24 protein-coding genes are annotated in these 22,045 nt (G+C 63.1%); 9 read left to right on the top strand and 15 right to left on the bottom strand.

Annotated elements, in window-relative coordinates; all coding sequences use genetic code 11:
* Positions 1-36: 36 nt before the first annotated feature.
* Genes ACK4FH_RS05285 through ACK4FH_RS05270 form a run of 4 tightly spaced genes read right to left on the bottom strand, consistent with a single transcriptional unit; the run spans position 37 to position 4,832 of the window.
* Positions 37-1,140, bottom strand: coding sequence for a DUF4340 domain-containing protein (locus ACK4FH_RS05285; protein WP_409811606.1), 1,104 nt, complete (start codon positions 1,138-1,140; stop codon positions 37-39).
* A gap of 5 nt (positions 1,141-1,145) precedes the next feature.
* Positions 1,146-3,086, bottom strand: a complete 1,941-nt coding sequence (locus ACK4FH_RS05280) for a Gldg family protein (RefSeq protein WP_409811604.1) — start codon at positions 3,084-3,086, stop codon at positions 1,146-1,148.
* A gap of 4 nt (positions 3,087-3,090) precedes the next feature.
* Positions 3,091-3,825 carry an ABC transporter permease subunit gene (locus ACK4FH_RS05275; protein WP_409811603.1) on the bottom strand — a complete coding sequence of 245 codons (735 nt, stop codon included), beginning with the start codon at positions 3,823-3,825 and terminating at the stop codon, positions 3,091-3,093.
* Positions 3,822-4,832 carry an ABC transporter ATP-binding protein gene (locus tag ACK4FH_RS05270; protein ID WP_409811601.1) on the bottom strand — a complete coding sequence of 337 codons (1,011 nt, stop codon included), beginning with the start codon at positions 4,830-4,832 and terminating at the stop codon, positions 3,822-3,824. Before ACK4FH_RS05270 ends, ACK4FH_RS05275 begins: the two co-directional genes overlap by 4 nt.
* Positions 4,833-5,473: 641 nt before the next feature.
* On the opposite strand from ACK4FH_RS05270, the gene ACK4FH_RS05265 reads away from it, so the two are divergent.
* Positions 5,474-5,800, top strand: coding sequence for a DUF2794 domain-containing protein (locus ACK4FH_RS05265; protein ID WP_409815164.1), 327 nt, complete (start codon positions 5,474-5,476; stop codon positions 5,798-5,800).
* 68 nt (positions 5,801-5,868) lie between these two features.
* Here the strand turns inward: ACK4FH_RS05265 and ACK4FH_RS05260 are convergent, their stop codons facing one another.
* From ACK4FH_RS05260 to ACK4FH_RS05250, 3 genes are all read right to left on the bottom strand, one after another.
* Complete coding sequence (locus tag ACK4FH_RS05260) at positions 5,869-6,627, bottom strand: Bax inhibitor-1/YccA family protein (protein ID WP_409811600.1); 759 nt, start codon at positions 6,625-6,627, stop codon at positions 5,869-5,871.
* Between the two features lie 118 nt (positions 6,628-6,745).
* A complete protein-coding gene (locus ACK4FH_RS05255; RefSeq protein ID WP_409811598.1) occupies positions 6,746-9,307 on the bottom strand; it encodes an ABC transporter permease in 2,562 nt (853 codons plus the stop codon).
* Positions 9,304-9,996, bottom strand: coding sequence for an ABC transporter ATP-binding protein (locus ACK4FH_RS05250; RefSeq protein WP_409811596.1), 693 nt, complete (start codon positions 9,994-9,996; stop codon positions 9,304-9,306). Before ACK4FH_RS05250 ends, ACK4FH_RS05255 begins: the two co-directional genes overlap by 4 nt.
* Before the next feature lie 118 nt (positions 9,997-10,114).
* Here ACK4FH_RS05250 and ACK4FH_RS05245 point away from each other — a divergent pair, with 118 nt between their 5' ends.
* From ACK4FH_RS05245 to thpR, 3 genes are all read left to right on the top strand, one after another.
* The gene (locus ACK4FH_RS05245; RefSeq protein ID WP_409811595.1) at positions 10,115-10,789 is read left to right on the top strand and encodes an arylesterase; all 675 of its coding nucleotides are present in this window, start codon (positions 10,115-10,117) and stop codon (positions 10,787-10,789) included.
* 159 nt (positions 10,790-10,948) lie between these two features.
* Positions 10,949-11,989 (top strand): NADP(H)-dependent aldo-keto reductase, encoded by a 1,041-nt coding sequence (locus ACK4FH_RS05240; RefSeq protein ID WP_409811593.1) that lies wholly within the window; start codon positions 10,949-10,951, stop codon positions 11,987-11,989.
* Between the two features lie 127 nt (positions 11,990-12,116).
* On the top strand, positions 12,117-12,668 hold the full coding sequence (thpR, locus tag ACK4FH_RS05235) for an RNA 2',3'-cyclic phosphodiesterase (protein ID WP_409811591.1): 552 nt from the start codon (positions 12,117-12,119) through the stop codon (positions 12,666-12,668).
* On the opposite strand, the gene ACK4FH_RS05230 is transcribed toward thpR, so the two are convergent.
* Positions 12,665-13,072 carry a metallopeptidase family protein gene (locus tag ACK4FH_RS05230; protein ID WP_409811589.1) on the bottom strand — a complete coding sequence of 136 codons (408 nt, stop codon included), beginning with the start codon at positions 13,070-13,072 and terminating at the stop codon, positions 12,665-12,667. The two genes, thpR and ACK4FH_RS05230, sit on opposite strands and share 4 nt — an antisense overlap.
* Positions 13,073-13,150: 78 nt before the next feature.
* Here ACK4FH_RS05230 and ACK4FH_RS05225 point away from each other — a divergent pair, with 78 nt between their 5' ends.
* A complete protein-coding gene (locus ACK4FH_RS05225; RefSeq protein ID WP_409811588.1) occupies positions 13,151-13,465 on the top strand; it encodes a 4a-hydroxytetrahydrobiopterin dehydratase in 315 nt (104 codons plus the stop codon).
* Between the two features lie 71 nt (positions 13,466-13,536).
* On the opposite strand, the gene ACK4FH_RS05220 is transcribed toward ACK4FH_RS05225, so the two are convergent.
* Positions 13,537-14,319 (bottom strand): SDR family NAD(P)-dependent oxidoreductase, encoded by a 783-nt coding sequence (locus ACK4FH_RS05220; protein WP_409811587.1) that lies wholly within the window; start codon positions 14,317-14,319, stop codon positions 13,537-13,539.
* Positions 14,320-14,584: 265 nt separating this feature from the next.
* Between ACK4FH_RS05220 and ACK4FH_RS05215 the strand changes: the two genes are divergently transcribed.
* The gene (locus ACK4FH_RS05215; RefSeq protein ID WP_409811586.1) at positions 14,585-15,010 is read left to right on the top strand and encodes a YkvA family protein; all 426 of its coding nucleotides are present in this window, start codon (positions 14,585-14,587) and stop codon (positions 15,008-15,010) included.
* 4 nt (positions 15,011-15,014) lie between these two features.
* On the opposite strand, the gene ACK4FH_RS05210 is transcribed toward ACK4FH_RS05215, so the two are convergent.
* Genes ACK4FH_RS05210 through ACK4FH_RS05200 form a run of 3 tightly spaced genes read right to left on the bottom strand, consistent with a single transcriptional unit; the run spans position 15,015 to position 18,024 of the window.
* Positions 15,015-16,238, bottom strand: a complete 1,224-nt coding sequence (locus tag ACK4FH_RS05210) for a serine hydrolase domain-containing protein (RefSeq protein WP_409811585.1) — start codon at positions 16,236-16,238, stop codon at positions 15,015-15,017.
* A gap of 32 nt (positions 16,239-16,270) precedes the next feature.
* Positions 16,271-16,993 (bottom strand): GDSL-type esterase/lipase family protein, encoded by a 723-nt coding sequence (locus ACK4FH_RS05205; protein WP_409811584.1) that lies wholly within the window; start codon positions 16,991-16,993, stop codon positions 16,271-16,273.
* 26 nt (positions 16,994-17,019) lie between these two features.
* Positions 17,020-18,024: an NADPH:quinone oxidoreductase family protein gene (locus tag ACK4FH_RS05200; protein ID WP_409811583.1), complete on the bottom strand. Its 1,005-nt coding sequence runs from the start codon at positions 18,022-18,024 to the stop codon at positions 17,020-17,022.
* 296 nt (positions 18,025-18,320) lie between these two features.
* Between ACK4FH_RS05200 and ACK4FH_RS05195 the strand changes: the two genes are divergently transcribed.
* The 3 genes from ACK4FH_RS05195 to ACK4FH_RS05185 all read left to right on the top strand — a co-directional run bounded on the left by ACK4FH_RS05195 (position 18,321) and on the right by ACK4FH_RS05185 (position 20,571).
* The gene (locus tag ACK4FH_RS05195) at positions 18,321-18,884 is read left to right on the top strand and encodes a hypothetical protein (protein WP_409811581.1); all 564 of its coding nucleotides are present in this window, start codon (positions 18,321-18,323) and stop codon (positions 18,882-18,884) included.
* Between the two features lie 153 nt (positions 18,885-19,037).
* Positions 19,038-20,234: a 23S rRNA (adenine(2503)-C(2))-methyltransferase RlmN gene (gene rlmN / locus ACK4FH_RS05190; RefSeq protein WP_409811579.1), complete on the top strand. Its 1,197-nt coding sequence runs from the start codon at positions 19,038-19,040 to the stop codon at positions 20,232-20,234.
* Positions 20,235-20,238: 4 nt separating this feature from the next.
* The gene (locus ACK4FH_RS05185) at positions 20,239-20,571 is read left to right on the top strand and encodes an antibiotic biosynthesis monooxygenase (RefSeq protein WP_409811578.1); all 333 of its coding nucleotides are present in this window, start codon (positions 20,239-20,241) and stop codon (positions 20,569-20,571) included.
* Here ACK4FH_RS05185 and ACK4FH_RS05180 read toward each other — a convergent pair.
* From ACK4FH_RS05180 to ACK4FH_RS05170, 3 genes are all read right to left on the bottom strand, one after another.
* On the bottom strand, positions 20,568-21,155 hold the full coding sequence (locus tag ACK4FH_RS05180) for a 2-hydroxychromene-2-carboxylate isomerase (RefSeq protein ID WP_409811576.1): 588 nt from the start codon (positions 21,153-21,155) through the stop codon (positions 20,568-20,570). The two genes, ACK4FH_RS05185 and ACK4FH_RS05180, sit on opposite strands and share 4 nt — an antisense overlap.
* An 86-nt stretch (positions 21,156-21,241) precedes the next feature.
* Positions 21,242-21,751, bottom strand: coding sequence for a DUF3137 domain-containing protein (locus tag ACK4FH_RS05175; RefSeq protein WP_409811575.1), 510 nt, complete (start codon positions 21,749-21,751; stop codon positions 21,242-21,244).
* A gap of 25 nt (positions 21,752-21,776) precedes the next feature.
* Complete coding sequence (locus ACK4FH_RS05170; RefSeq protein WP_409811574.1) at positions 21,777-22,037, bottom strand: hypothetical protein; 261 nt, start codon at positions 22,035-22,037, stop codon at positions 21,777-21,779.
* Positions 22,038-22,045 lie beyond the last annotated feature (8 nt).

Genomic DNA, 22,045 nt, shown 5'->3' with positions numbered 1-22,045 from the left:
TTTATTGCCGTCGAATTGTTGCCGTTGAGGAAGGCTTCATTCGACCGGACCAAACATCGCGTCTGCCGGGCCCGCCTCGCGCGTCAGCACATCCATCGTCTGGGTGAGCTGGCCGCTTGTCTCCTGCGGCAGCTTGTAGGTCCAGGGCGAGAGACGCGCATTGAGTTCCTCGGCGCCGAGCGCGGCCTCCTCGCTCTCGCCTTCCGCCGTGAACTTCGCCCAGAGCGCACCGCCCTGTCCGCCCATATGCATGGAGAGCTTCATTCCTTCGAATGTCTCTACCACGACGCGCGGACCGTCTTCCGGCATGTCGAGCGTATCGGCTGGCGCCACATCGTCGAAGGACGCTTCGAGAAGCGCGCCCGCCGCCTGATTGACGACGGGCCCGCCACGCGAGGCGCGGCCCGCCGGCAGATTGACGATCTCGAAATCGGCCGCTTCCGGCGACACGCGCTCCATCACGACGGGGCGGTCCGTACCGGCCCAGAGCGTGACGCGCGCAACATCCGCTCTCGGAATATCGACAAAGGTCGTGTCGAGCCAGTCGAAAGCCTGCTTGTAGACCGGCAACCGCCCGCGCGCGAGCCAGGTCTGGTCCTCGCCGTCGCGGCGGACATAGATGAGGCCCTCGCCTTTCACATCGACCGCGCGTTCCGGCACCTTGCCGACGAGCAGACCCGCCAGGCGATCTTCGCCGCGAAAGAGTTCGACGCGGATCGCCGAGCCGATATCCTCCGGCTTCAAAAGTCCGAGATTGCGGTGCCAATCGGGATTGGCCGTGCGCGGCTCATAGGCCTCCATGTTGCCGGCGCCCAGCAGCACGTTGCGCACAAGCTCCTCATTGGCCGGATAGCCGCTGCGTGAGGCAACGCCCCAAACACCGGCCTCGTCGCGAACCAGCGTCACAACTTCTTCGGCCGCCATGCCGCGGCTCGACGTGTAGACGATACGGTCGACCTGATCGAGCCGGGTCGCGAGTCCGTCGAACAGCGGATGCGGCACGAAATTCGCGCGCACGCTGCTCTGATCGTTGACGACCGCAACAATGGCGGCAGCGAGTGCGATGGCCGTCACAGCGGCCAGCAGCGCAAGATTGCGCAGCGGCTTGTTTTCCATGAAGGAAGCAATGGATGCGTTCATCGCGATCAGGCTCCCTTTTCGACGCGCGCCTTGCGGCGGCGATAGCGCAACACTGCGGCGGCTGTGGCAAGAACGGCGAGAACAAGCGGCACGAGCGCGATATTCACGAAACGCAGATTGGCACCGAGGCTTTCCACGTCGCGCCGCAGGTCGCGCTGCACTTCGCGAAGCTTCTTGCGGCTGTCGAGCAGTTCGGCGCGGAACCCGTCGATGGCGTCGGCCTCCGCCTCGGTAAGCCCGGCATCAGCTCCCCGCCCTCCGATCTGAAGCTCGGTCAGCTTGCGCTCGGCCTCGGCGATGCGGCGTTCGAGTTCTTCCTGCTCTGCCAGGAAGCGCCGTTCCGCCGTGCGGCGAAGCTCCTCCACCACCGTGAAGGGCCGGTCGATCTTGTCGCGCGCCCTGAGCGAAATCAGTTCGTTCGAACCCATGAGATTGTCGATGGCCGACATGATGAAGACGGCATTGTCGGCAATCGGCTGCGCGATGCGCTCGCCAAGATAAGAGTCCGTCCGCACCCAGAAGCGATCGTCGAAAATGTCGCTGTCGGCAAAGACGATGATGTTGGCATCGCTCTGAGAGGCTGCAATATGCGCGCCCGCCTTGTCGCCGGAGCGGCGCTGCACGGGACGGCCGTCCTCATCGACGGTGACGGCTTCGGGCTGCGCCTCGAAGGCGCTTCTAACCGGACCGGAAAGGCGCGCCGCGATGGTGAAGCGCTCGCCCGTGGGCTCGAACCCGCGCAGGAGATCGTCCGGGCGCGGGCCCTGCTTCACATAGTCGACGTCATAGAGCTTCGCATCCTCAGAGGAGAACACGATGGGCGCGAACTTCGTCGTCGCCCCCTCGACGGGCGTCAGATGACCGACGGTGCCGAGATTGAGCCGCACCACATCGGAGGTAACGATATCGTCGGTCGCGACATTGCCGCGGGGCACCGCGAGCCAGATCACATAATCGCTTTCCTGGCGGCGCGCATCCATGCCGGTGCGCACTCGCTGCGCTATCGCGCGGTCACCGACGATCTTCGACGGATCGAAATGAACGCCCCAGCTTTCCAGAAGCGGCCCGAGATCGGACATTTCCGTGTAGCCGCGAATGGGCTCGCCATTGGGGCCCGCCGTGAGGCTCACTTCCGAATGAGGATCGACAAAGGCGAGCACATGACCGCCACGCATCACGAACTGGTCGACGGCATAAAGCGTGCGCGGATCGAGCGGCTTTGGATGCGCGATCATCAGCACATCCACGCGCGCCGGTACGGCCTCGAACTGCTGCTCGAGAAATTCCAGCTCGAAACGGTCGCGCAATTCCTCATAGATCATGAAGGGCAGCGATTCGCCGCGCATGGCAGACATGAGACCGCCCGTGCCCGTATCGAGCGGCAGGTTGGTCACGATGCCGAGAACCGGCCGTTCGGGGCGGCTCAGATTCTGGATCATCCGCGCGATGTCATATTCGAGATACTGCTCGCGTTCGTCGGTGAAGAAGGGGATCGATTCGAGGCCATCGACGGAATTCGTACCGACAAGTCCGAAATAGATGATATCGCCCGTCTGCGTCGGCGCGCCCTTGAGGCCGAGCGACATGGCGAGGTCTTCCTCTTCCGAGAATGGCTCGGGGTCGATCACCTCGAGGCGGATCATGCCGCCCGAGCGCGCACGCATTTCCTCCAGCATGTCGCGGACGTGACCAGCATAGATGCGGATGCGGCTGAAATCGTTGGCGAGCTTTTCGGAATAGAAGAAGCGCAGCGTGATCGGCTCCTCGATGCTCGCGGCAACATCCCTCGTGCCTTGTGAGACGGTGTAGAGCCGGTTTTCGGTGAGGTCCACGCGCGCCGTGCGGAACATGACGTTGGAGAACATGTTGACCGCAAGGAAGAGCAACGCGAGCAGCACGAGCATGATGACGCGATAGGCCGAGCGGCTGATCTGCTGGTTTGCCATGAGATCACCCTGCCTTCTTCATGTCGACGACAATGCCGCAGGCGACAAGCCATGTGGCGATCAGCGACGCGAAATAGATCACGTCCCTGAGATCGATGACGCCGCGCGTGATGGCGTTGAAATGCGTCAGGAAGGAGAAGGATGCGATGGTGGACACCACCTGCTGCGGCGCCCAGCTTGCGAAGAAATCCGTGACGATGGGAAGCCCCGATACGGTGAACAGGAAGCAGACCGCGACGCTGACCACGAAGGCGATGACCTGGTTGCGCGTGACGGCCGAGAGGCACGAGCCGATGGCCAGATAGCCGCCCGCCATGAAGAAACTGCCGATGTAACCGGCGAAGATCACGCCGTTGTCCGGGTCGCCTAGATAGTTGACCGTGATCCACATCGGGAAGGTGAGCGCGAGCGCGATGCCCGCGAAAGCCCAGGCGGCCAGAAACTTGCCGAGCACCGCCGCCCAGAGAGGCACGGGAAGCGAGAGCAGAAGCTCTATCGAACCCGTGCGCCGTTCTTCCGCCCAGAGCCGCATCGAGATCGCCGGGATCAGGAAGAGATAGAGCCAGGGATGGAAATTGAAGAAGATCGTCAGGTCCGCCTGACCGCTTTCGTAATAACCGCCGAGGTAGAAGGTGAAGGCGCCCATCGTGAAGAGGAAGATCACGATGAAGATAAAGGCGAGCGGCGTCGCGAAATAGCCTGCCAGTTCGCGGCGGAATATGGCGAGAAGTTCGTTCATGCTGCCGCACCCCCCTTCACCGTGTCGGAGCGCGTCAGGCTGCGGAACACTTCGTCGAGGCGGCCGGGCTCGCCATAAAGCGCGCGCACCGGCCAGTTCTCCTCGCGCGCCAGCCGCGCCACGGCGTCGACCAGCATCGTGTCGCTTTCCGACGCGCTTTCGGGAAAGAGCGTGAAGGTCGTCTCCTCGCCGCGCGGCGTCACTTCGATGGTGGAAATGCCCGGCAGGTTGCGCAATTTCTCGGCAATCGCGACCGTGCTCTGCCCGGAAAGCGTGAGCGAGACGGCATTGTGGTAGCGCGACCGCGCCATCAAGGCGCCGGGCGTTCCGTCGGCGACGACGCGGCCCCGGTCGATGATGAGGGCGCGGGTGCAGATCGCGTCCACTTCTTCGAGAATATGCGTGGAAATGACGATGGCCTTGTCTTTCGCCATGCGCCCGATCAGCTTGCGCACTTCGAATTTCTGATTGGGGTCGAGGCCATCCGTCGGCTCGTCCATGATGAGGACGGGCGGATTGTGCAGGATCGCCTGGGCAAGGCCGACGCGGCGGCGGAAGCCCTTGGAAAGCGTGTCGATCGGCTGTTCGAGAACGCCGCCAAGTTCGGTCGCCTCGACCGCGCGGTCGATCGCCTCGCTTGCCGCGCTGCCCGAAAGGCGGCGCACGCGCGCGATGAACCGCAGGAAGCCGAGCGCCGTCATGTCGCCATAGGCGGGCGCGCCTTCCGGCAGATAGCCGATTTCCCTCTGTGCGGCGAGCGGCGCCACGAGAATGTCATGGCCGCAGATCCGCGCCGTACCGGAGGTCGGCGCAAGGAAGCCGGTAATCATCTTCATGGTGGTCGACTTGCCCGCGCCATTCGGCCCGAGAAAGCCGAGCACTTCGCCGCGCGCCACCGAGAAGCCGATATTGTCGACCGCGGTGAAGGGGCCGAACCGCTTGGTGAGATTGTCGATGACGATCATGGGGTCGCCGCCAGCCGGCGCCGGACGGTTTTCATTCGTCATGTGAGTACCGGAAACGCTGATGATCTATCTCCCCGGAGCGGCTGCCGCAAACTCTGTCGGTTCGTCTTGCCGCTCCAATTTTCCGCCACTCCCCGAGGCGGAAATCTGGTGTAGGCCACGCCGCCAAGTCCTTCAAGTGAAAGATGTTTCATTTTCCCGCCCCCACGCGGGGGACAAAAAATGCCGCCCGGGAGGGGGGGTCCCGGGCGGCTGCAGCACTTGACTGATCTCTTTTTGTTGCCCCACCCCGAGGGGGGAAGGGGTTGGCCCGGCTCCCCCAATCTATCCCGGTGGGGCTGGGGGGCTGATGAAACCGGAACGTCGCAAGGAACCGGGCCAATGAGGCAACGATAAAAATATGGAGGGGCAGTGTGGCTCTCCAAGGGCTGAAAAAAGGCGATATTATGATTTTCGCGTCACCCCGATTTTTCTTTGAAAGCCGCAGAAACCTTGAAGTTTTGTAACAATCGGATGACGCTTCGGGTGCCATGTGCCATGCTTTTTCAATCGCCGCCCGGCAAGGCGTCCGAGCGGCTGGAAAGCGCATGGGGGAGCGGCACCGGATGAGTGACAGCGCCGAGCAGGAATCACGCAAGACAACGGTCGACAGGCTGACGCTCATCGCGACTTCCGTGCCGGACATGGCGCCGAAACGCCCGAGGGAACCTGAAGTCTTTTTCGACCGCGCCGAACTCGACGCCATCCTCTCCGTCTATGGCCGGAAGGTCGCGGAAGGCGAATGGCGCGATTACGCGATGGGTGCCCACAAGGATGTGGCGGTCTTTTCCGTCTTCCGGCGCGCGAGCGAGATGCCGCTATACCGGATCGAGAAGCGTCCGAAGCTCGCCCGCCGCCAGGGCGCCTATGCCGTGATCGCGCCGGGCGGCCAGATCCTGAAGCGCGGCCATGAGCTGAAGCAGGTGCTGAAAATCTTCGAGAAGCGCGCACTCCGCCTGATCGACGCCTGAAATCCCGCTTGAAAGCAAAAAGCCCCGGCATTTCTGCCGGGGCTTCTGTTTTACGCCTGTTCCGCGCCTCAGTTGCGCTGCTGGCCGAGGAACTGCAGCAGGAACATGAACATGTTGATGAAGTCGAGATAGAGCGAGAGCGCGCCCATCACGGCCTTCTTGCCGGCGGCAGCCACGCTGTCGCCTTCGTAATACATGCCCTTGATGCGCTGCGTGTCATAGGCGGTGAGGCCCGCGAAGATCAGCACGCCAAGCACCGAGATCGCGAACTGCAGCGCCGAGCTGCCAAGGAACAGATTGACCACCATCGCGATGATGATGCCGATCAGGCCCATGAAGAGGAACGAGCCCATGCCGGAGAGATCGCGCTTCGTCGTGTAGCCGTAAAGGCTGAGCGAGCCGAAGGCAGCCGCCGTCACGAAGAAGGTGGTGGTGATGCTCTCGCCCGTGAAGACGAGGAAGATCGAGGAGAGCGAAAGGCCCATCACCGAGGCGAAGGTCCAGAAGACCATCTGCGTCGCGGCGAGGCTGAGCTTGTGGACGCCGAAGCTCAACACGAGAATGAAGGCGAGCGGCGCCAGCATGACGACCCAGCGCAGCGGGCTCGCATAGAGCGTTTCGCCGAAGCTCGTGAGAACCGGACCAGCTGCCGTTTCCTGAACGGCAGCGGCATATGCGAAATAGGCGACCAGCCCGGTGAGGGCGAGGGCACCCGCCATATAGTTGTAGACACTGAGCATGTAGCTCCGCAGCCCCTGGTCGATCGACATGTCCGCCGATGCGCCGAGCCGGGTCTGATGGAGCCGTTCCTGATCGTAATTCGCCATAAATCTGCACCCTCCTGCGTGTGCTTGGACGTATATTGGCGGATGGCGCCCCGATTTCAAGTAAAACCGGATTTGTCACAAAGGCTTAACCTGCGGGAAAGCCTGAGAAATCGTCCTGTCAGTCGACCCGGAGAACCGGCGCGGACGGCACCGAGAGGGCGCGCCATGTGCCCATCAGCCCGAGCCCGACCGTGACGAGCGTGGCGAGCAGGATGGTGAGGGCGAGTGTGCCCGGCAGGAAGCGCCAGGGAAGCTCCATCAGCATGGTGATGACCACCCAGGCCGCCACGGTGCCCGCCAGCCCCGCGACAAGCGCTGTCGCAAGGCCGAGCGCCGCATATTCGCGGATATAGACGCCGAGTATGCGCGCCCGCGTGGCGCCAAGCACCTTCAGCACAACGGCGTCGCGGACACGGGAATGAAACCCTGCCGCCATCGCGCCCGCGAGAACGAGAACACCGGCGGCAAGCGTGACCGCGCCGGTCGCACGAACCGCCATCGCAAAATTTTCGAGCAGCGAATTCACCGCCTCCAGCGCCTCGCGGACACGCACCGAGGTGATGTTCGGGAACTCGGACGTCACATCGCGCTCAAGCGCCTCTTCGGCGAGCGGCCCGCCATTCATCTCGACCGTCGCGAGCACCGTATGCGGCGCGGCCGACAGGAGCCCCGGCGAAAAGACCAGCACGAAATTGATGCCGAGGTTGGTCCATTCGATCAGGCGCGTATTTGCGATCTTCGCCTCGATCTCGCGGCCGAGCACGTTGATCGCGATTCGGTCGCCGACGCCGACGCCAAAGCCCTGCGCCAGTTCCTCGGAAAAGGACACGAGCGGCGGGCCTGCATAATCCTCCGGCCACCATGTGCCGCGGACCAGCTTCGAGCCTTCCGGCAGCGCCGCCGAATAGGTGATGCCGCGATCGCCGCGAAGCGCCCATTGCGCCTCCTGCGCCACGGTCAGTTCTTCCGACGGCACGCCGTTCACCGAGGCGATCTTGCCGCGCAGCATGGGCACACGGTTGAAACCCGACACATCGTCGCGCGAGGTGACGAGGCTTTCCAGTGCGTCGATCTGATCGGGCTGCACATCGACGAAGAAGAAGGCGGGCGCCCGGTCCGGCAGATCGCCCGCGATCTCGCCGGTGAGATTGCCATTGATGAGCGAGACGGTGACAAGAAGCGTGAGACCGAGGCCGAGCGACAGAACGACGGCGGAAGTCGGCGCGCCGGGCCTGTGAATATTCGCAAGCGCCAGCCTGAGTTCCGGCGAGCGAACGCGCGGTGCGCGCGCCGCCAGCGCCATGATGCCCTGCGCCGCCGCCCAGAGCACGATGAAGACACCGGATGCACCCATGACGAACCAGAGCGCGAAGAGGCGCTCCTCCGCGAGCGCAATGGCAAGTCCGGCGAGAAGGGCAAGCGCCGCCGCCGTCGCCGCCACATAGACGGGCCGCGGGAAACGCCGCAGCGGCGCAACGAGATCGCGGAAGAGGCTTGTCGCCGGAACCTCACGCGCGCGCGCCAGCGGCCAGATCGCAAAGGCGAGCGCAGTCAGCCCACCATAGGCCGCCGCAAGCAGGAGCGGTCCGCCGTAAAGCCCGAGTTCGGCCGGAATGGGGATCATGTCGCCGGCAACCGCATCCACGATGAACGGTGCCGCGCCGCCGATCACAAGACCGATTGCAACACCGACCATCGCAAGCGCCATGACCTGCAACAGATAGAGCCGGAAGATCAGCGCGCCCGGCGCGCCGAGGCATTTGAAGATCGCGATCGTGGCCCGTTTGCCGTCGAGATAGGATTTGACGGCATTGGCGACACCGACACCGCCGACGACCAGCGCGGTGAGCCCGACAAGCGATAGAAAGAGCGCCACGCGCTCGACGAAGCGGCGCACGCCGGGCGCGCTGTCGCTGCGGTCCGTCACGCGCCAGCCGGCATCGGGAAAGCGCGCATTGAGGTCTGCAACCCAGGCCGAAATATCGGCATTGCTGCGCGCGGCGTCGGGAAGTCTGATGCGATAGTGATACTGAATGAGACTGCCCGGCTGTACGAGGCCGGTGCCGGAAAGCGCCTCCCAGGAAATCATCGCGCGCGGACCGAGCGCGAAACCGTCAGAAACTCGATCCGGCTCGCGGATGATCGTCGCGCGAAGCTCGAAATCCGTATCGCCGATGCGGACGTGATCGCCGACCGCAACGCCCAGCCGCGACAGGAGATTTGGCTCGACCACGAGCCCCGGCACGCCACCCCGAATGGCAATCGCCTCATCGAAGGGAATGGCGGGCGAAAGTTCCATCGCGCCGTAAAGCGGATAGGCATCGTCGACCGCTTTCAGTTCGACAAGCGTCTGGCCGCGCGCGGCATCCGCCGCCGCATTGCGCGCCATGCCGCGCATTTCCGCCGAGCCGGACACGGCGGCGCGCTCGCCGAGATAGGCGCGCTCCTCCGCACTTGCTTCGCGGTGAATGAGACGGATGCTGACATCGCCGCCCAGAATATCCTGCCCGCCTTCGGCAAGCCCGCGCGTCAGCGCCGCCGAGACTGAACCGACACCGGCAATCGCCGCCACGCCAAGCGCAAGACAGGCAATGAAAACGCGAAACCCCTTGATGCCGCCGCGAAGCTCCCGCCGCGCAAGACGGGCGGCAAGCGCGAGCGAGGTGGCGCTGCCGCTCATGCGAGCGCCCCCTCCTCGATAGTCTCCACAAGGCCGTCGCGGAGCCGCACGATCCGGTGACAGCGCGCTGCAAGTGCCTCGTCATGCGTGATGAGGACGAGCGTCGCATTCTTGCGGGCATGAAGATCGAACATAAGTTCGATGATCTCGTGGCCCGTCGACTGGTCGAGATTGCCGGTCGGCTCGTCCGCCAGCAGAATGTCCGGGTCGCCCGCAACGGCGCGGGCAAGCGCCACGCGCTGCTGCTCGCCGCCCGATAATTGCCCCGGATAATGCGTGAGCCTGTGGCCGAGGCCGACGAGTTTCAGCTCTTCCTCCGCCCGGTCGATGGCATCCGCGCGGCCAGCGAATTCGAGCGGGATCGCCACATTCTCGAGCGCCGTCATGGTGGGGATGAGGTGGAAGGACTGGAACACGATGCCGATGTGATCGCGGCGGAAGCGCGCCAGATCGTCTTCGCCGAGCGCCGTGAAATCCGCCCCCGCACAGACGACCCGGCCCGAACTCGGACGCTCGAGACCTGCAAGGACCATGAGCAGCGTCGACTTGCCCGAACCCGACGGACCGACAAGACCTGCCGTCTCGCCCTTGGCAATCCTGAGGTCGATCCCCTTGAGAATGTTGACCGGACCGGCCGCGCTGGGCAGGCTGAGTTTCACGCTGTCGAGTTCGATGATTGTTTCGGGCAAGTTCTGACCTAGATAATTGGCGGGCGTGGTAGCGTTCTGGATACGCGGCGGGGGCTGAAACGGATCGGGAAAGCGCGAGCGCTTGACCGGCACGCAGACATAAAAGGCAAGTTATACTATGCGATATGGCCTCCCGGCGCCGCTTTGCAAGTTTTTCGCAAGCCTCGCCCTTCTTCTTTCGCTCTCGGCGGCCCCCTTCGCGGCCAATGCCGCCAATGATCGCCTCACCATCGTCGCGCTCGGCGACAGCCTGACAGCCGGCTATATGCTCGGGCCGGATGAAGGTTTCACCCACCAGCTCGAAAAGGCGCTGAGAGACGCCGGTCACGAGAATGTGACCGTGGTGAATGCGGGCGTCTCCGGCGACACAAGCTCGGGCGGGCTGGCGAGGCTCGACTGGGCCGTGGGGCCGGAAGCCGATGCCGTCATTGTCGAACTTGGCGCGAATGATGCGCTGCGCGCCATCGATCCGGCGCTGACAAGGAAGAATCTTTCGGAAATCGTCTCCCGGCTGAAGGATCGCGGCCTGCCCGTGCTGCTTGCCGGCATGCTCGCCCCGCCCAATCTCGGCCGCGACTACGGTGAAAGCTTCAACTCGATCTATCCCGATCTCGCCGAAAGCGAGGGCCTGATCCTCTACCCCTTCTTCCTCGACGGGGTGGCGGGCGAGCGCAGGCTCAATCTCGCGGACGGCATCCATCCGACGGCGGAGGGCATTGGCGTCATCGTCGAGCGCATTCTGCCGAAGGTCAAAATGCTGATCGCGGAAGCCCGCGAGCGGAAAGGCGGATAGGAGGCGGCATCCGCCTGTCTTTTCTCATTTCTTGCCACCCCCGGGCTTGACCCCGGGGGTCCAGAACCACGCAGCAAGGCGCCGCAATGGATTGCCGGATCAGGTCCGGCAATGACATTATTGTCTCAGAAGAACATCAAAATTCCTTCGGGGGGCCAAATGGAATATCGCGAACTGGGGCGCACCGGCATCAAGGTGAGCTCGATCTGCCTTGGCACCATGACATGGGGCGAACAGAACACTGAAGGCCAGGGCCATGAGCAGATGGATTATGCCATCGCTCAGGGCATCAACTTCTTCGACACGTCCGAAATGTATGCCGTACCGCCGAAGCCGCAAACGCAAGGCGCGACCGAAACCATCATCGGCAACTGGTTCAAGGCGCGCAAGAACCGCGACAAGGTGATCCTTGCGACCAAGGTAGCGGGCCGCAGCCCCATGAACTGGCTCCGCGACAATGGTGCAGGGACCGAGCAGAGCAAGGCGCAGATCGAAGAGGCGGTGAACAAGAGTCTCAAACGTCTGCAGACGGATTATATCGACCTCTACCAGCTTCACTGGCCGGACCGGCCGATAAATCTCTTCGGCGGCCTCGGCTACAAGCATATCGAGGGGACGACGCATCCGATCGAGGAAATCCTCGAAACGCTCGACGGCATCGTGAAATCCGGCAAGGTGCGCCATATCGGCCTCTCCAACGAGACGCCCTGGGGCACGATGAAGTTTCTCCATCAGGCGGACACGAAGGGCCTGCCCCGCGTCCAGTCGATCCAAAATGCCTATAACCTCCTGAACCGCACCTTCGAGCTTGGCGGCTCGGAAATCGCCCATCGCGACGGCGTCGGCCTTCTTGCCTATTCGCCGCTGGCACAGGGCTATCTCACCGGCAAGTACCAGAACGGCGCGCTGCCGCAGGGCTCACGCAAGCAGCTCTTCAACCGCCTGCAGCGCTATGAAAGCGCGCAGACGAACCGTGCCATCGAAGCCTATCTCGCCATCGCGAAGAAGCACGGCCTCGACGCCTCGCAAATGGCCAACCAGTTCGTGACGACACGGCCTTTCGTCACGTCGAACATCATCGGCGCGACGACGATGGAGCAATTGAAGCTCGCCGTGACGAGCGTGAACGTGAAATGGACGGAAGAACTCGAAAAGGACATCGAGGCCGCCCATCTCGACCAGCCCAACCCGGCGCCTTGAGGTTCTTGTTCCGTTTGTCATTGCCGGGCTTGACCCGGCAATCCAGAGCCGCACACTCGTCAGTCGACGCACTGGGTGCCCGGGTCAAGCCCGGGCATGACAGTTTTGAATGGTGAACTGACACCCCATGATCCGCATCTTCACTGCGCTGGAAATTCCCGACGAAGTGGCGGAAAAGCTTTTACCGCTGCAGCAGGGGATCGATGGCGCGCGCTGGATCGAGCGGCCGGACTTCCACATCACACTGCGCTTCGCAGGCGACATACCCGAAGACGTGGCGGATGAATTCGCCGCGGCGCTGGAGGACATTCCCGTCGCCCCCTTCGAGGTGGAACTCGAAGGACTCGGCGAGTTCGGCGGCGCGCGCCCGCACACTCTATGGGCGGGCGTGAAACCCTCCGAGCCGCTTCGCATTCTGCAGGGCCGCCATGAAAGCGCGGCGCGGCGCGCGGGCCTGAAACCCGAGACGCGAAACTTCACCCCCCATGTGACGATTGCACGGCTTGGCCGCGTCGAGACGGGCGAGGTCTACAGCTTCATCCGCGCCCATTCGCCTTTCGCGGCGCCCGCCTTCACCGTGGAGCAGTTCACGCTTTTCTCGGCCAAGGGCGCGACCGGCGGCGGGCCCTATGTGATCGAGCGGCGCTATCCCGATTTCGACTGGGCGGTGGAAGACTAGCCTCTTCCCGCCGCATCCTCGATCGCATGCATGTCGTCGTCGGAGAGCCCCAGATGGTGCCCGATCTCATGCACCAGCACATGGGTGATGAGATGGCCGAGCGTCTCGTCATATTCCGACCAGTAGTCGAGAAGCGGGCGGCGATAGAGAAACACCATGTCGGGCATGTGGACGGGTTCCATCACCGAGCGTTCGACATGGGAAATGCCCTGATAGAGACCGAGCAGCTCGAACGGGCTTTCAAGCCCCATTTCGGTGGCGACCTCGTCATCGGGAAAATCCTCAATGCGGATGATGAGCCCTTCGCAGCGCGCGCGGAAACCTTCCGGCAACCGGGCAAAAGCCTCGTCCGCAATCGTCTCGAAATCTTCCAGCGTCGGCGCCTTGATGTCGTTCCAGTCCATTTGCCTCATTCCTCTTGCACATGAAGCTTAAGAGCGCGAGGCTCTGGCCGCAAACCATGTGGCCAGGGAGATTGGGATATGAGCGGAAAGCTGACGGGCAAGGCGCGCAAAAAGGCGCTGAAGGGGCTCAAGGGCTGGGCCAAGGTCAGGGGCCGCGACGCCATCGGGAAAAGCTACAAGTTCAAGGATTTCAACGAGGCCTTCGCCTTCATGACGCGCGTCGCGCTCGCCGCCGAAAAGGCCGACCACCACCCCGAATGGGCGAATGTCTGGAACCGCGTCGATGTCGTGCTGACGACGCATGATGCGGGCGGGCTGTCGGAGAAGGATGTGGCGCTTGCCACGCTCATGGACAAATGGGCGGGGAAAGCGGGAAAGGCTGCGAAGAAATAAACTTTCCGACGCTGCAAAAGAAAAAGCCCCGGTGTTTCCACCGGGGCTTTCGGTTTTCAATAATTGAAAACTCAGCGCGGCGCCATGCGGATCGCGCCGTCGAGACGGACCGTCTCACCGTTGAAATAGCCGTTGCGGACCATTTCGAGCGCGAGCGAGGCATACTCCTCCGGGTTGCCGAGACGGGCCGGGAACGGCACCTGCGCACCAAGCGCCTGACGCACCTTTTCCGGCGCGCCGGCGAGCAGCGGCGTGTCGAAGATACCCGGCAGGATCGTGTTGATGCGGATGCCTTCGCGGCTGAGGTCGCGCGCGATGGGGAGCGTCATGCCGACAACGCCGGCCTTCGAGGCCGAATAGGCGGCCTGGCCGATCTGGCCGTCCTGCGCGGCGACGGAGCCCGTGTTCACGATCGCACCGCGGTCACCATCCGGCAGCGGGTCGAGCGTGAGCATGCCGGCGGCCGACTTCGCGATGCAGCGGAACGTGCCGACGAGGTTGATCTGGATGATGAGGTTGAACTTGTCGAGCGGGAAGTGTTCCGGCTTGCCCGTCTCCTTGTTCTTCGACGCGGTCTTGATCGCGTTACCCGTGCCGGCGCAGTTGATGAGGATGCGCTCCTGGCCGATCGCGGCGCGGACCTTTTCAAAGCCCGCATCGACGCTGGCTTCGTCGGTCACATTGACCTTCGCGAAGACGCCGCCGAGTTCCTTGGCGAGCGCCTCGCCCTTTTCTTCCTGAAGATCGAAAATGCCGATCTTCACGCCTTCCTTGGCGAGACGGCGCGCGGTCGCGGCGCCGAGGCCCGAAGCGCCGCCCGTGATGATGGCGCTGATGCTGCTGTCGAGTTTCATGGCTTGATTCCTTCTCTGCATGGGCCGGAAGGCCCAGCGTTTCCCTGTCTGCGGGCGTGGGGACCGCGCCCGATTGGCGCCGATTTAACAAATTCGGGGGCCAAAGAGCGAGCCAAAAATCTCTTTCAATCAAGGCATTTGGCCACGCTCGCCGCCACGCTCGCCATTGACGCAACGTCGCCTTGGCTTGCAAGGCCGCCCTCCTGCCCCCATCTTGCTGTTGCAGCGGGCGGGGGCACGGAACGCGAGGAGCGGAGGCATTTTCATGCCCATATCACCGGGACAACCGGGCGCTGAAGGCGCCGAAAGCGAGCTTCTCGACCCGAAGCATCAATTGCCCGCCGTCATCGCCCGCAACGAGAAGACGGTTTCGGACGGTTTCTGGAAGAAACTGCTGAAGGTGGCAGGCCATGTGCCCTTCGCCGAGGAAGCCGCCGCCGCCTGGTTCTGCGCCCGCGATCCCGACACGCCGACCCGTGTGCGCGCCATGCTTCTCGCCGCACTCGCCTATTTCGTGACGCCGGTCGACTTGATACCCGACTTCGTCGCCGTTTTCGGCTTCACCGACGATGCGACCGTGATGATGGCGGCCTTGGGCCTCGTTTCGTCCTACATGAAACCGCGCCACCGCAAGGCCGCGCGGGAGGCGCTTGGAATGCCCCCCGCGAAAGACGATCCGGCAAAAGGCTGAAGCCTCACGCCACCCAGACGCCGCTCGCATTGGAGCGGTAGCCGAGCGAGCGATAGGCCGCATCGACCAGCGCCTGCCCGCGATTGTTGAGCAGGATGCCCGCCCCCATCCGGTTCATGTTGTAGCCGAAGCTCATGCGGGCTTCCGGATCGGCAAAGCCGATGGAACCGCCCATGCCGACATGGCCGAAAGCCGCATCGCCCATGATGCAGGACGAGTTCGGCTCGTTCTTCAGCTTTCGATTGTCCATCGACTTCATGTAGCCGAGCGCAAAACGCGACGGGATCAGAAGCGTCGCATCCTCATGCGTCGCCATCGCGACGCGGCCCATGCGGGCAAGCGTGTCCGGGCCGACGAGATTGCCGCCGCCATTGGCAAGCGGCTGATACATGCCGGCAAGCCCGCGGCCGTTCGAGATGCCATTGCCGGAACCGATTTCGGCGGCATGGCAGGCGCGCGAATTGAAATCGACATTGCCGCCATTGAGCAGGAAGAGATGCGCGGGGCTCGATGGGTCCGTCATCAGCGCCTGCGTGAATTTGGAATTGGCCGCGGCAGGATCGGGCTCGGCGAAAATCATCGGCGCGATGCGCGGCTCGATCTCTTCGGGCGTTCCGATCCAGAAATCGACACCGAGCGGCTTTGCGACTTCTTCCGCAAAGAACCTGCCCGTCCGTTTGCCGCTCGCGCGATGCACAAGCTCGCCCACTGTCCAGGCGAGCGTGACGCCGTGATAGCCATTGCGCGTGCCGGGCTTCCAGAAGGGCTCTTCCTCCTCGAGCAGCTTCACCATGTAGTCGTAATCGTAATAGGCGCCGTCCTTCAGCCGCGTACGCAGATGCGGCTGGCCTGCCGAATGATCGAGCATCATGGAGACGAGCGTCTCTTCCTTGCCGTTCTTCGCATATTCCGGCCAGTAGTCGGCGACCTTCGCATCGAGATCGAGCTTGCCGCGATCGGCGAGCATATGCGCACAGAGCGAGGTAGCACCCTTGGTGCATGAAAAGACGATCGAGACCGTATCCTTCTCCCACGCCTCGCCATCCCGGGCTTTCTTTCCGCCCCAGAGATCGACGACCGTCTTGCCCTCGAGCGTGATCGCGACATTCGCACCCACCTCGTCGTGCTTTTCGAAATTCTCGACAAAGGCGTCGACCACCGGCTTGAACTTTGCGTCAAAGCTGCCCTGCAGCATCCCCGCCTTCGTCTCCTTCGAAAAGTTTTCCATCGTCTCTCTCCCTGTTCTTTTCTGAATTTATTCTACCGGCTCGACCGCAAGCCGCCATAGCCCGCCTCGACCAGCACCGGCCTGATCGCTTCGGTCAGCACGTCGTAACCCTTCGCATTGAGCGACAGACCGTCCCAGCGAAAGAGATCCTTCCTGATATTGCCGTCTTCGCCGAACATGCCCGGCGTCACGTCTATGAAATACATGCCGCGCTCGCCGCTGACATAATCGGCGATCAGCTGATTGGCGCGAAGCGCGCCGTACCAGCGTTCCTTGCGTGCAGGCGAAGGGCGGATCGATACGAAATAGACCGGCACATTGAGGTTTTCCGCGCGCAGCGAAAGCACGAGCGTGCGGAAATCGTCGAGCACATCTTCCGGCCGCCGCCCGCGCACATCGGCAAGATCGGCATCGCCCGCCATGATGACGATGGCACGCGGCCTGTAGGGATGGATGATGCGAGCGCGGTAGTGATCGATATGCTTGAGCTGCGCGCCGCCAAAGCCGCGCTGGATGACGGGCACCGGCGCCATGTCTTCGGTAAGCCGCTCCCAGAGCCGCACGTCGCGGCCGCCGACAAAGAGCACCGCATTTTCCGGTGGCGGGTTGGAGACGTCTCGCCGCTCGAAAGCGGCGATCTCGCCTTCCCAGTATTTCGGCTCGCCGGAAGCGAGCAGCACATAGATGAGAAACGCAAAGAGCGCGAGGACGGCAACGCCGAAGCCGATGCCGAGCGTCACCAATCCCCGTCTCATTCAATCGCCCCCTGCTTCATCGTTCTCTAGCGCGAGGGAACGATGACGATCTTGCCCTTCACCTTGCGCGCCGCCATGTCCTTCAGCGCCTGCGCCGCTTCCTCGAACTTGTAGGTCTTGGAGACATGCGGCTTGAGCTTGCCCTGCTTGAACCAGGTCATCAGCTCTTTCAGGTTTTCCTGATGGCGCTTGGGCTCGCGGCCGGTGAAAGCGCCCCAGAACACGCCGACGATCTGGCAGCCCTTGAGGAGCGCAAGATTGAGCGGAATTTTCGGGATCGGGCCGGCGGCAAAACCGACCACGAGGAAACGGCCTTCCCAGTTCGTCGCGCGAAGCGCGGCTTCCGAATAGTCGCCGCCCACCGGATCGTAAACGACATCGGCGCCCTGCCCGCCCGTCAGTTCCTTGATGCGGTCGGTCAGCGCCTTCTGCGCGTCCTTGTCGAGCACGCCCGCCGGATAGAGGATCGTCTCATCCGCGCCATGATCCTTGCAGACGGCAAGCTTGTCTTCCGACGAGGCGGCCGCAATCACGCGCGCGCCCATCGCCTTGCCCAGTTCGACGGCGGCAAGGCCGACGCCACCCGCAGCACCCAGCACCAGCAGCGTCTCGCCGGGCTTCAGGTTCGCCCGATCCTTCAGCGCATGATGCGAGGTGCCATAGGTCATGAGGAAGGCCGAGGCCGTCACATAATCCATCTCGTCGGGGATCGGCGTCACGCGGGCCTGATCGAGCGCGATCTCTTCCGAGAAACCGCCCCAGCCGCAGGAGCCGATCACGCGGTCGCCGACCTTCACCTTGTCGACGCCCTCGCCGACCTTGATGACCTTGCCGGAGACCTCGCCGCCCGGCGAGAAGGGCAGCGGCGGCTTGAACTGGTACTTGTTCTCGATGATGAGGACGTCCGGGAAATTCACCGCTGCGGCATGGACCTCGAGCACCACCTCGCCCTTTTTGGGCTCGGGGCTCGGCACCTCCTCGATCACGAGGCTGTCGGGCGGCCCGTATTCCTTGCAAAGCACTGCTTTCATGGTCGTCTCCCCTTTTTTTGGATCGCGTTTCGGAAATATCGCTGCCATTCCCTTAGCACGATGAGGCCGATATTCGCCAGATTGGCGTCCCGTTCCCGTCCCGTGCCATGCTTCCGCCACAAGGCGCCCGCAAATTCGGACCCGATACGGGCCGGAAAACGGCCCGGCAAGGGGACTTGCGGGCGGCGGCGTCTGGAAATCGGGGCCGTGTGCCGGTATGGTCAGGCGCGAATCCCGGGCCGGACGATACAGGCTGCCCAAACTGAAAAAGTGCTGGCTGAGAAGAGTTGGAGAACATGCCGAGACGTCCGTTTCTTTCCTCGCCTTTCAAGATGGCCATCGCCGCTCTGGGACTGACCTTTGCCGTGACCGGCCTCGCCGCCACGGCGTCTGCCCAGGAAGCGCCGAAACTCCTTGGCCGCTATGACGACTGGTCGGCCTATAGCTATGGCTCAGGCAATGAGCGCATGTGCTACGCCATGACCACGCCCACGAAATCGGCACCCTCGGGTGCAAATCGCGGCGACATCTATTTCATGGTGACGCACCGCCCGGCGCGGAACACGAAGAACGAGATCAGCATGCGGATCGGCTATCCCTTCAAGGACACGAGCCGGCCCTTCGCCCAGATCGGCGGCGACCGCTTCCAGATGTTCTCGGGCGTGCAGCAGGGCGGCGAACACCGCTTCTGGGCCTGGCTCGAAAACCCGTCCGACGAGGCCAAAATGGTCCGTGCGCTCCGTTCCGGCAGCTCGATGGAAATTCGCGGCACCTCGCAGCGCGACACGCTGACCACCGACACCTATTCGCTGAAGGGCTCCTCGGCGGCGCTCAACAAGATCGACGAGACCTGCAAATAGGGTCTGGCAGGGCGGAAATCTCCGGGATTTCCGCCGTTTTGTCTGCTGGATTGCACACCTGTTGGTGCCCCCTCGGCTCTTTATGATAAGAGAAGCCTCGATTGGCCGGGCCCGCTCATGCGGGCGCGGTCTTGCGGCTTTCAGGTATGGGCCATGACGGCACTCGACATTGCGCATGATAAACGCGGCGCTGCCTCCCCGGCGGCGGCACCCGCGCGCGCGAAGCCCGGCCTTGTCGGGCTGACGCGGCAGAAGCTCATGGACGCGCTGAAATCGGCGGGCCTGCCCGAGAAGCAGCTGCGCATGCGCGCGGGCCAGGTCTGGAACGGGCTCTACAAGAGCGGCTTCACCGATTTCAGCCGCATGACGACGCTCTCGAAAGACCTGCGCGAGACGCTTGGCAACGCCTTTGACATTTCGCGCCTCGAAATAGTCACCGAACAGAAATCGGTCGACGGCACGCGGAAATGGCTGCTCCGCCTTCCTTCGGGTGTGCCGGGCGTGCCCGGCCCGGAAATCGAGACGGTCTATATCCCGGAAGAAGGGCGCGGCACGCTCTGCGTCTCCTCACAGGTCGGCTGCACGCTCACCTGCACCTTCTGCCACACCGGCACGCAGAAACTAGTGCGCAACCTCACCGCAGGCGAAATCGTCGGCCAGGTGCTGATCGCGCGCGACGCGCTGGGCGAATGGCCGGACTCCAATCGCAATTCCGACGACCGCCTCATCACCAATATCGTGATGATGGGCATGGGCGAGCCGCTCTACAATTTTGACAATGTACGCGATGCGCTCGATGTGATTTCGGACGGCGAAGGCATTTCACTCTCGAAGCGCCGCATCACGCTCTCGACTTCCGGCGTCGTGCCGATGATCGAGAAGGCGGGCGCCGATATCGGCTGCATGCTCGCGATCTCGCTCCATGCCGTGAACGACGAGACGCGCAACAAGCTGGTGCCCTTGAACAAGAAATATCCGATCCGTGAACTGCTCGACGCCTGCCGGAATTATCCAGGCCTCTCGAACGCGCGGCGCATCACCTTCGAATATGTGATGCTGAAAGGCGTGAACGATTCGATCGAGGATGCGAAGGAACTCGTGCGGCTCCTGAAAGGCATTCCGGCGAAGATCAATCTGATCCCCTTCAATCCCTGGCCGGGCTCGCCTTACGAATGCTCCGACTGGGCGCAGATCGAGAAATTCGCCGACTTCGTGAACCGCGCCGGCTATGCGAGTCCCGTCCGCACCCCGCGAGGCCGGGACATCATGGCCGCCTGCGGACAATTGAAAAGCGAGACGGTGAAGAAGCGCGCGAGCGAGAGATTCAGGGAAGCACAGGCGGAGGCCTGAGGCCATGAAAGCCGCCATCTATCGCTGGCGCGTGAAGCCGGAAGACGAAGAATACTTCGCACGGCGCTGGCACGAGATCACCGAAGATATCATGGCGCGGCATGGCGGCGGCGGATCGCGGCTCCACCGGGCGGAGAATGGCGACTTCGTCGCCTATGCGCGCTGGCCCTCGAGAGCAGCGCGCGACAAGGCCTTTGCCGACTATTCGAAAGACCCGGACCGCGCCATCCCGCAGCGCGAGGGCAAGGCCGAGCTCATCGAGGAAATCTGGCTCGATGTTCTGGACGACCTCCTGATCCCCGAAGCCGAACTGCCCGAACGCTTCAGGGCGCGCTAGCGCTTCGCCCACTCAAGCGCCGCTTCGAGCCGGTCATTCCCCCAGAAAAGCTCATCGCCCGCAAGAAAACTCGGCGCGCCGAATATCCCGCGCGCGATCGCTTCCTCCGTTTGCACCTTGAGCCTGTCCTTGTTCTCCGGCGCATTCGAGCGCGCGATCAGTTCCCCTGCATCGAGGCCGAGCGAGGAGAGAATGCCGGCAAGCACACACTCGTCCGATATGTCTTTCTGCTCCGCGAAATTCGCGAGATAGACGCGGCGCGTGAATGCCGCCCCCCAGGCCTCATCCTGCCCGAGCAGCGCGAGCCGGGCCGCCTTCAATCCGTTCTGCGGAAAGCGCACCGGCGCCTTCAGCGTAAGGCCCGCCCCCTCGCAGATGCGCGCCATGTCGCACCACATATATTTTCCCTTGGCGGGATAGATGTTAAAGGGGCTGTCATTCCAGCCCTGCGCCCCGAAGATCGGCCCAAGCAGGAAGGGGCGCCAGCGGAGCGTGACGCCCGCCGCCTTTGCGGCGCTCTCCACGCGCATTGCCGCTGGATAGGAATAGGTGCTTGCGAACTCGTACCAGAACTCGATTTCCATGGGCGCCCTCCCGATGCAGATGCACCAGATTGCGCGCGCATGGCAGCGCGCACCAGAGCCAATCCGCGCAAGTCCCGTTGCGAGGTCTACACCCTCGTCTCCGCATCGAGAGCAAGCACCTCCACAAGATCGCCCACCCGGAGGAGATCGGCGCCAAGGAGACGCAGACAGGCCCATCCCCCCTCCATATCGAAACGTCCCTTCTGATGGGGATACTCGCTTTCGAAGAGCAGATAGAGCTTTCCGCCCGCGAACCCCACCCTTATCTCGCGCCCGAGCCGGCGGCGCAGATCGAGCAGGCGCTCCATGAAGCGCGGCGTGAGCAAATAGCGCGCCGATGTCTGATCGCTGGAAAAAACCTCGAATGACGACTCGAACGCCGCATCTTCAAGGCGCACCCTCACGACCTCCTCCCCCTCGGCGAAAGGACGGGGACGGACGAAATTGACCGACCCGCCACGATCGGGAAGGACGGATGTGACCCCGCTGAATGCCTTGGGAAAGGCAAAGGAAACGAAGAGAACGCCAAGCCCCGCCCCCTCTCCACGCGGCTTTTTCTGCGTCCCCTGTAATATCCCGCAAGGAATGCCCTTCAATGCACCCTCGGCATTGAAGTGAAGTTCATAGACAGCCCGGCGTCAGCGCGAGCGAATAGAACATGTCGAGAAAGCCACTACGCGACGGCGTCACCTGACTGAGCCCGAAAAAGCCGTAGACTTTCTCCAGCAGTTCCCTTGCGAAATTCTCATCGGAGAAAAGCGACGGCACAAAACGGAAAATGGCCCAGATTGCCAAAGCCGGAACACCGAACATGGCCACTAGCGAAAATAGGGGTGACTTGAGGTCGACCGCTGCGGCAAACATGAGAATGGCGCCCAGCATTGGCAGCG

This window comes from Parvibaculum sp. (assembly GCF_046297875.1).
In the GTDB taxonomy this organism is placed as follows: Bacteria; Pseudomonadota; Alphaproteobacteria; order Parvibaculales; family Parvibaculaceae; genus Parvibaculum.
This window is presented reverse-complemented; position numbering and strand designations above follow the sequence as displayed.

Excerpts from the sequence above, each read along its gene's own strand:
- ACK4FH_RS05285 (WP_409811606.1), bottom strand. The coding sequence starts at position 1,140 with ATGAACGCATCCATTGCTTCCTTCATGGAAAACAAGCCGCTGCGCAAT.
- ACK4FH_RS05280 (WP_409811604.1), bottom strand. The coding sequence starts at position 3,086 with ATGGCAAACCAGCAGATCAGCCGCTCGGCCTATCGCGTCATCATGCTC.
- ACK4FH_RS05275 (WP_409811603.1), bottom strand. The coding sequence starts at position 3,825 with ATGAACGAACTTCTCGCCATATTCCGCCGCGAACTGGCAGGCTATTTC.
- ACK4FH_RS05270 (WP_409811601.1), bottom strand. The coding sequence starts at position 4,832 with ATGACGAATGAAAACCGTCCGGCGCCGGCTGGCGGCGACCCCATGATC.
- ACK4FH_RS05265 (WP_409815164.1), top strand. The coding sequence starts at position 5,474 with ATGGCGCCGAAACGCCCGAGGGAACCTGAAGTCTTTTTCGACCGCGCC.
- ACK4FH_RS05260 (WP_409811600.1), bottom strand. The coding sequence starts at position 6,627 with ATGGCGAATTACGATCAGGAACGGCTCCATCAGACCCGGCTCGGCGCA.
- ACK4FH_RS05255 (WP_409811598.1), bottom strand. The coding sequence starts at position 9,307 with ATGAGCGGCAGCGCCACCTCGCTCGCGCTTGCCGCCCGTCTTGCGCGG.
- ACK4FH_RS05245 (WP_409811595.1), top strand. The coding sequence starts at position 10,115 with ATGCGATATGGCCTCCCGGCGCCGCTTTGCAAGTTTTTCGCAAGCCTC.
- ACK4FH_RS05240 (WP_409811593.1), top strand. The coding sequence starts at position 10,949 with ATGGAATATCGCGAACTGGGGCGCACCGGCATCAAGGTGAGCTCGATC.
- thpR (WP_409811591.1), top strand. The coding sequence starts at position 12,117 with ATGATCCGCATCTTCACTGCGCTGGAAATTCCCGACGAAGTGGCGGAA.
- ACK4FH_RS05230 (WP_409811589.1), bottom strand. The coding sequence starts at position 13,072 with ATGGACTGGAACGACATCAAGGCGCCGACGCTGGAAGATTTCGAGACG.
- ACK4FH_RS05225 (WP_409811588.1), top strand. The coding sequence starts at position 13,151 with ATGAGCGGAAAGCTGACGGGCAAGGCGCGCAAAAAGGCGCTGAAGGGG.
- ACK4FH_RS05220 (WP_409811587.1), bottom strand. The coding sequence starts at position 14,319 with ATGAAACTCGACAGCAGCATCAGCGCCATCATCACGGGCGGCGCTTCG.
- ACK4FH_RS05215 (WP_409811586.1), top strand. The coding sequence starts at position 14,585 with ATGCCCATATCACCGGGACAACCGGGCGCTGAAGGCGCCGAAAGCGAG.
- ACK4FH_RS05210 (WP_409811585.1), bottom strand. The coding sequence starts at position 16,238 with ATGGAAAACTTTTCGAAGGAGACGAAGGCGGGGATGCTGCAGGGCAGC.
- ACK4FH_RS05205 (WP_409811584.1), bottom strand. The coding sequence starts at position 16,993 with ATGAGACGGGGATTGGTGACGCTCGGCATCGGCTTCGGCGTTGCCGTC.
- ACK4FH_RS05200 (WP_409811583.1), bottom strand. The coding sequence starts at position 18,024 with ATGAAAGCAGTGCTTTGCAAGGAATACGGGCCGCCCGACAGCCTCGTG.
- ACK4FH_RS05195 (WP_409811581.1), top strand. The coding sequence starts at position 18,321 with ATGCCGAGACGTCCGTTTCTTTCCTCGCCTTTCAAGATGGCCATCGCC.
- rlmN (WP_409811579.1), top strand. The coding sequence starts at position 19,038 with ATGACGGCACTCGACATTGCGCATGATAAACGCGGCGCTGCCTCCCCG.
- ACK4FH_RS05185 (WP_409811578.1), top strand. The coding sequence starts at position 20,239 with ATGAAAGCCGCCATCTATCGCTGGCGCGTGAAGCCGGAAGACGAAGAA.
- ACK4FH_RS05180 (WP_409811576.1), bottom strand. The coding sequence starts at position 21,155 with ATGGAAATCGAGTTCTGGTACGAGTTCGCAAGCACCTATTCCTATCCA.
- ACK4FH_RS05170 (WP_409811574.1), bottom strand. The coding sequence starts at position 22,037 with ATGCTGGGCGCCATTCTCATGTTTGCCGCAGCGGTCGACCTCAAGTCA.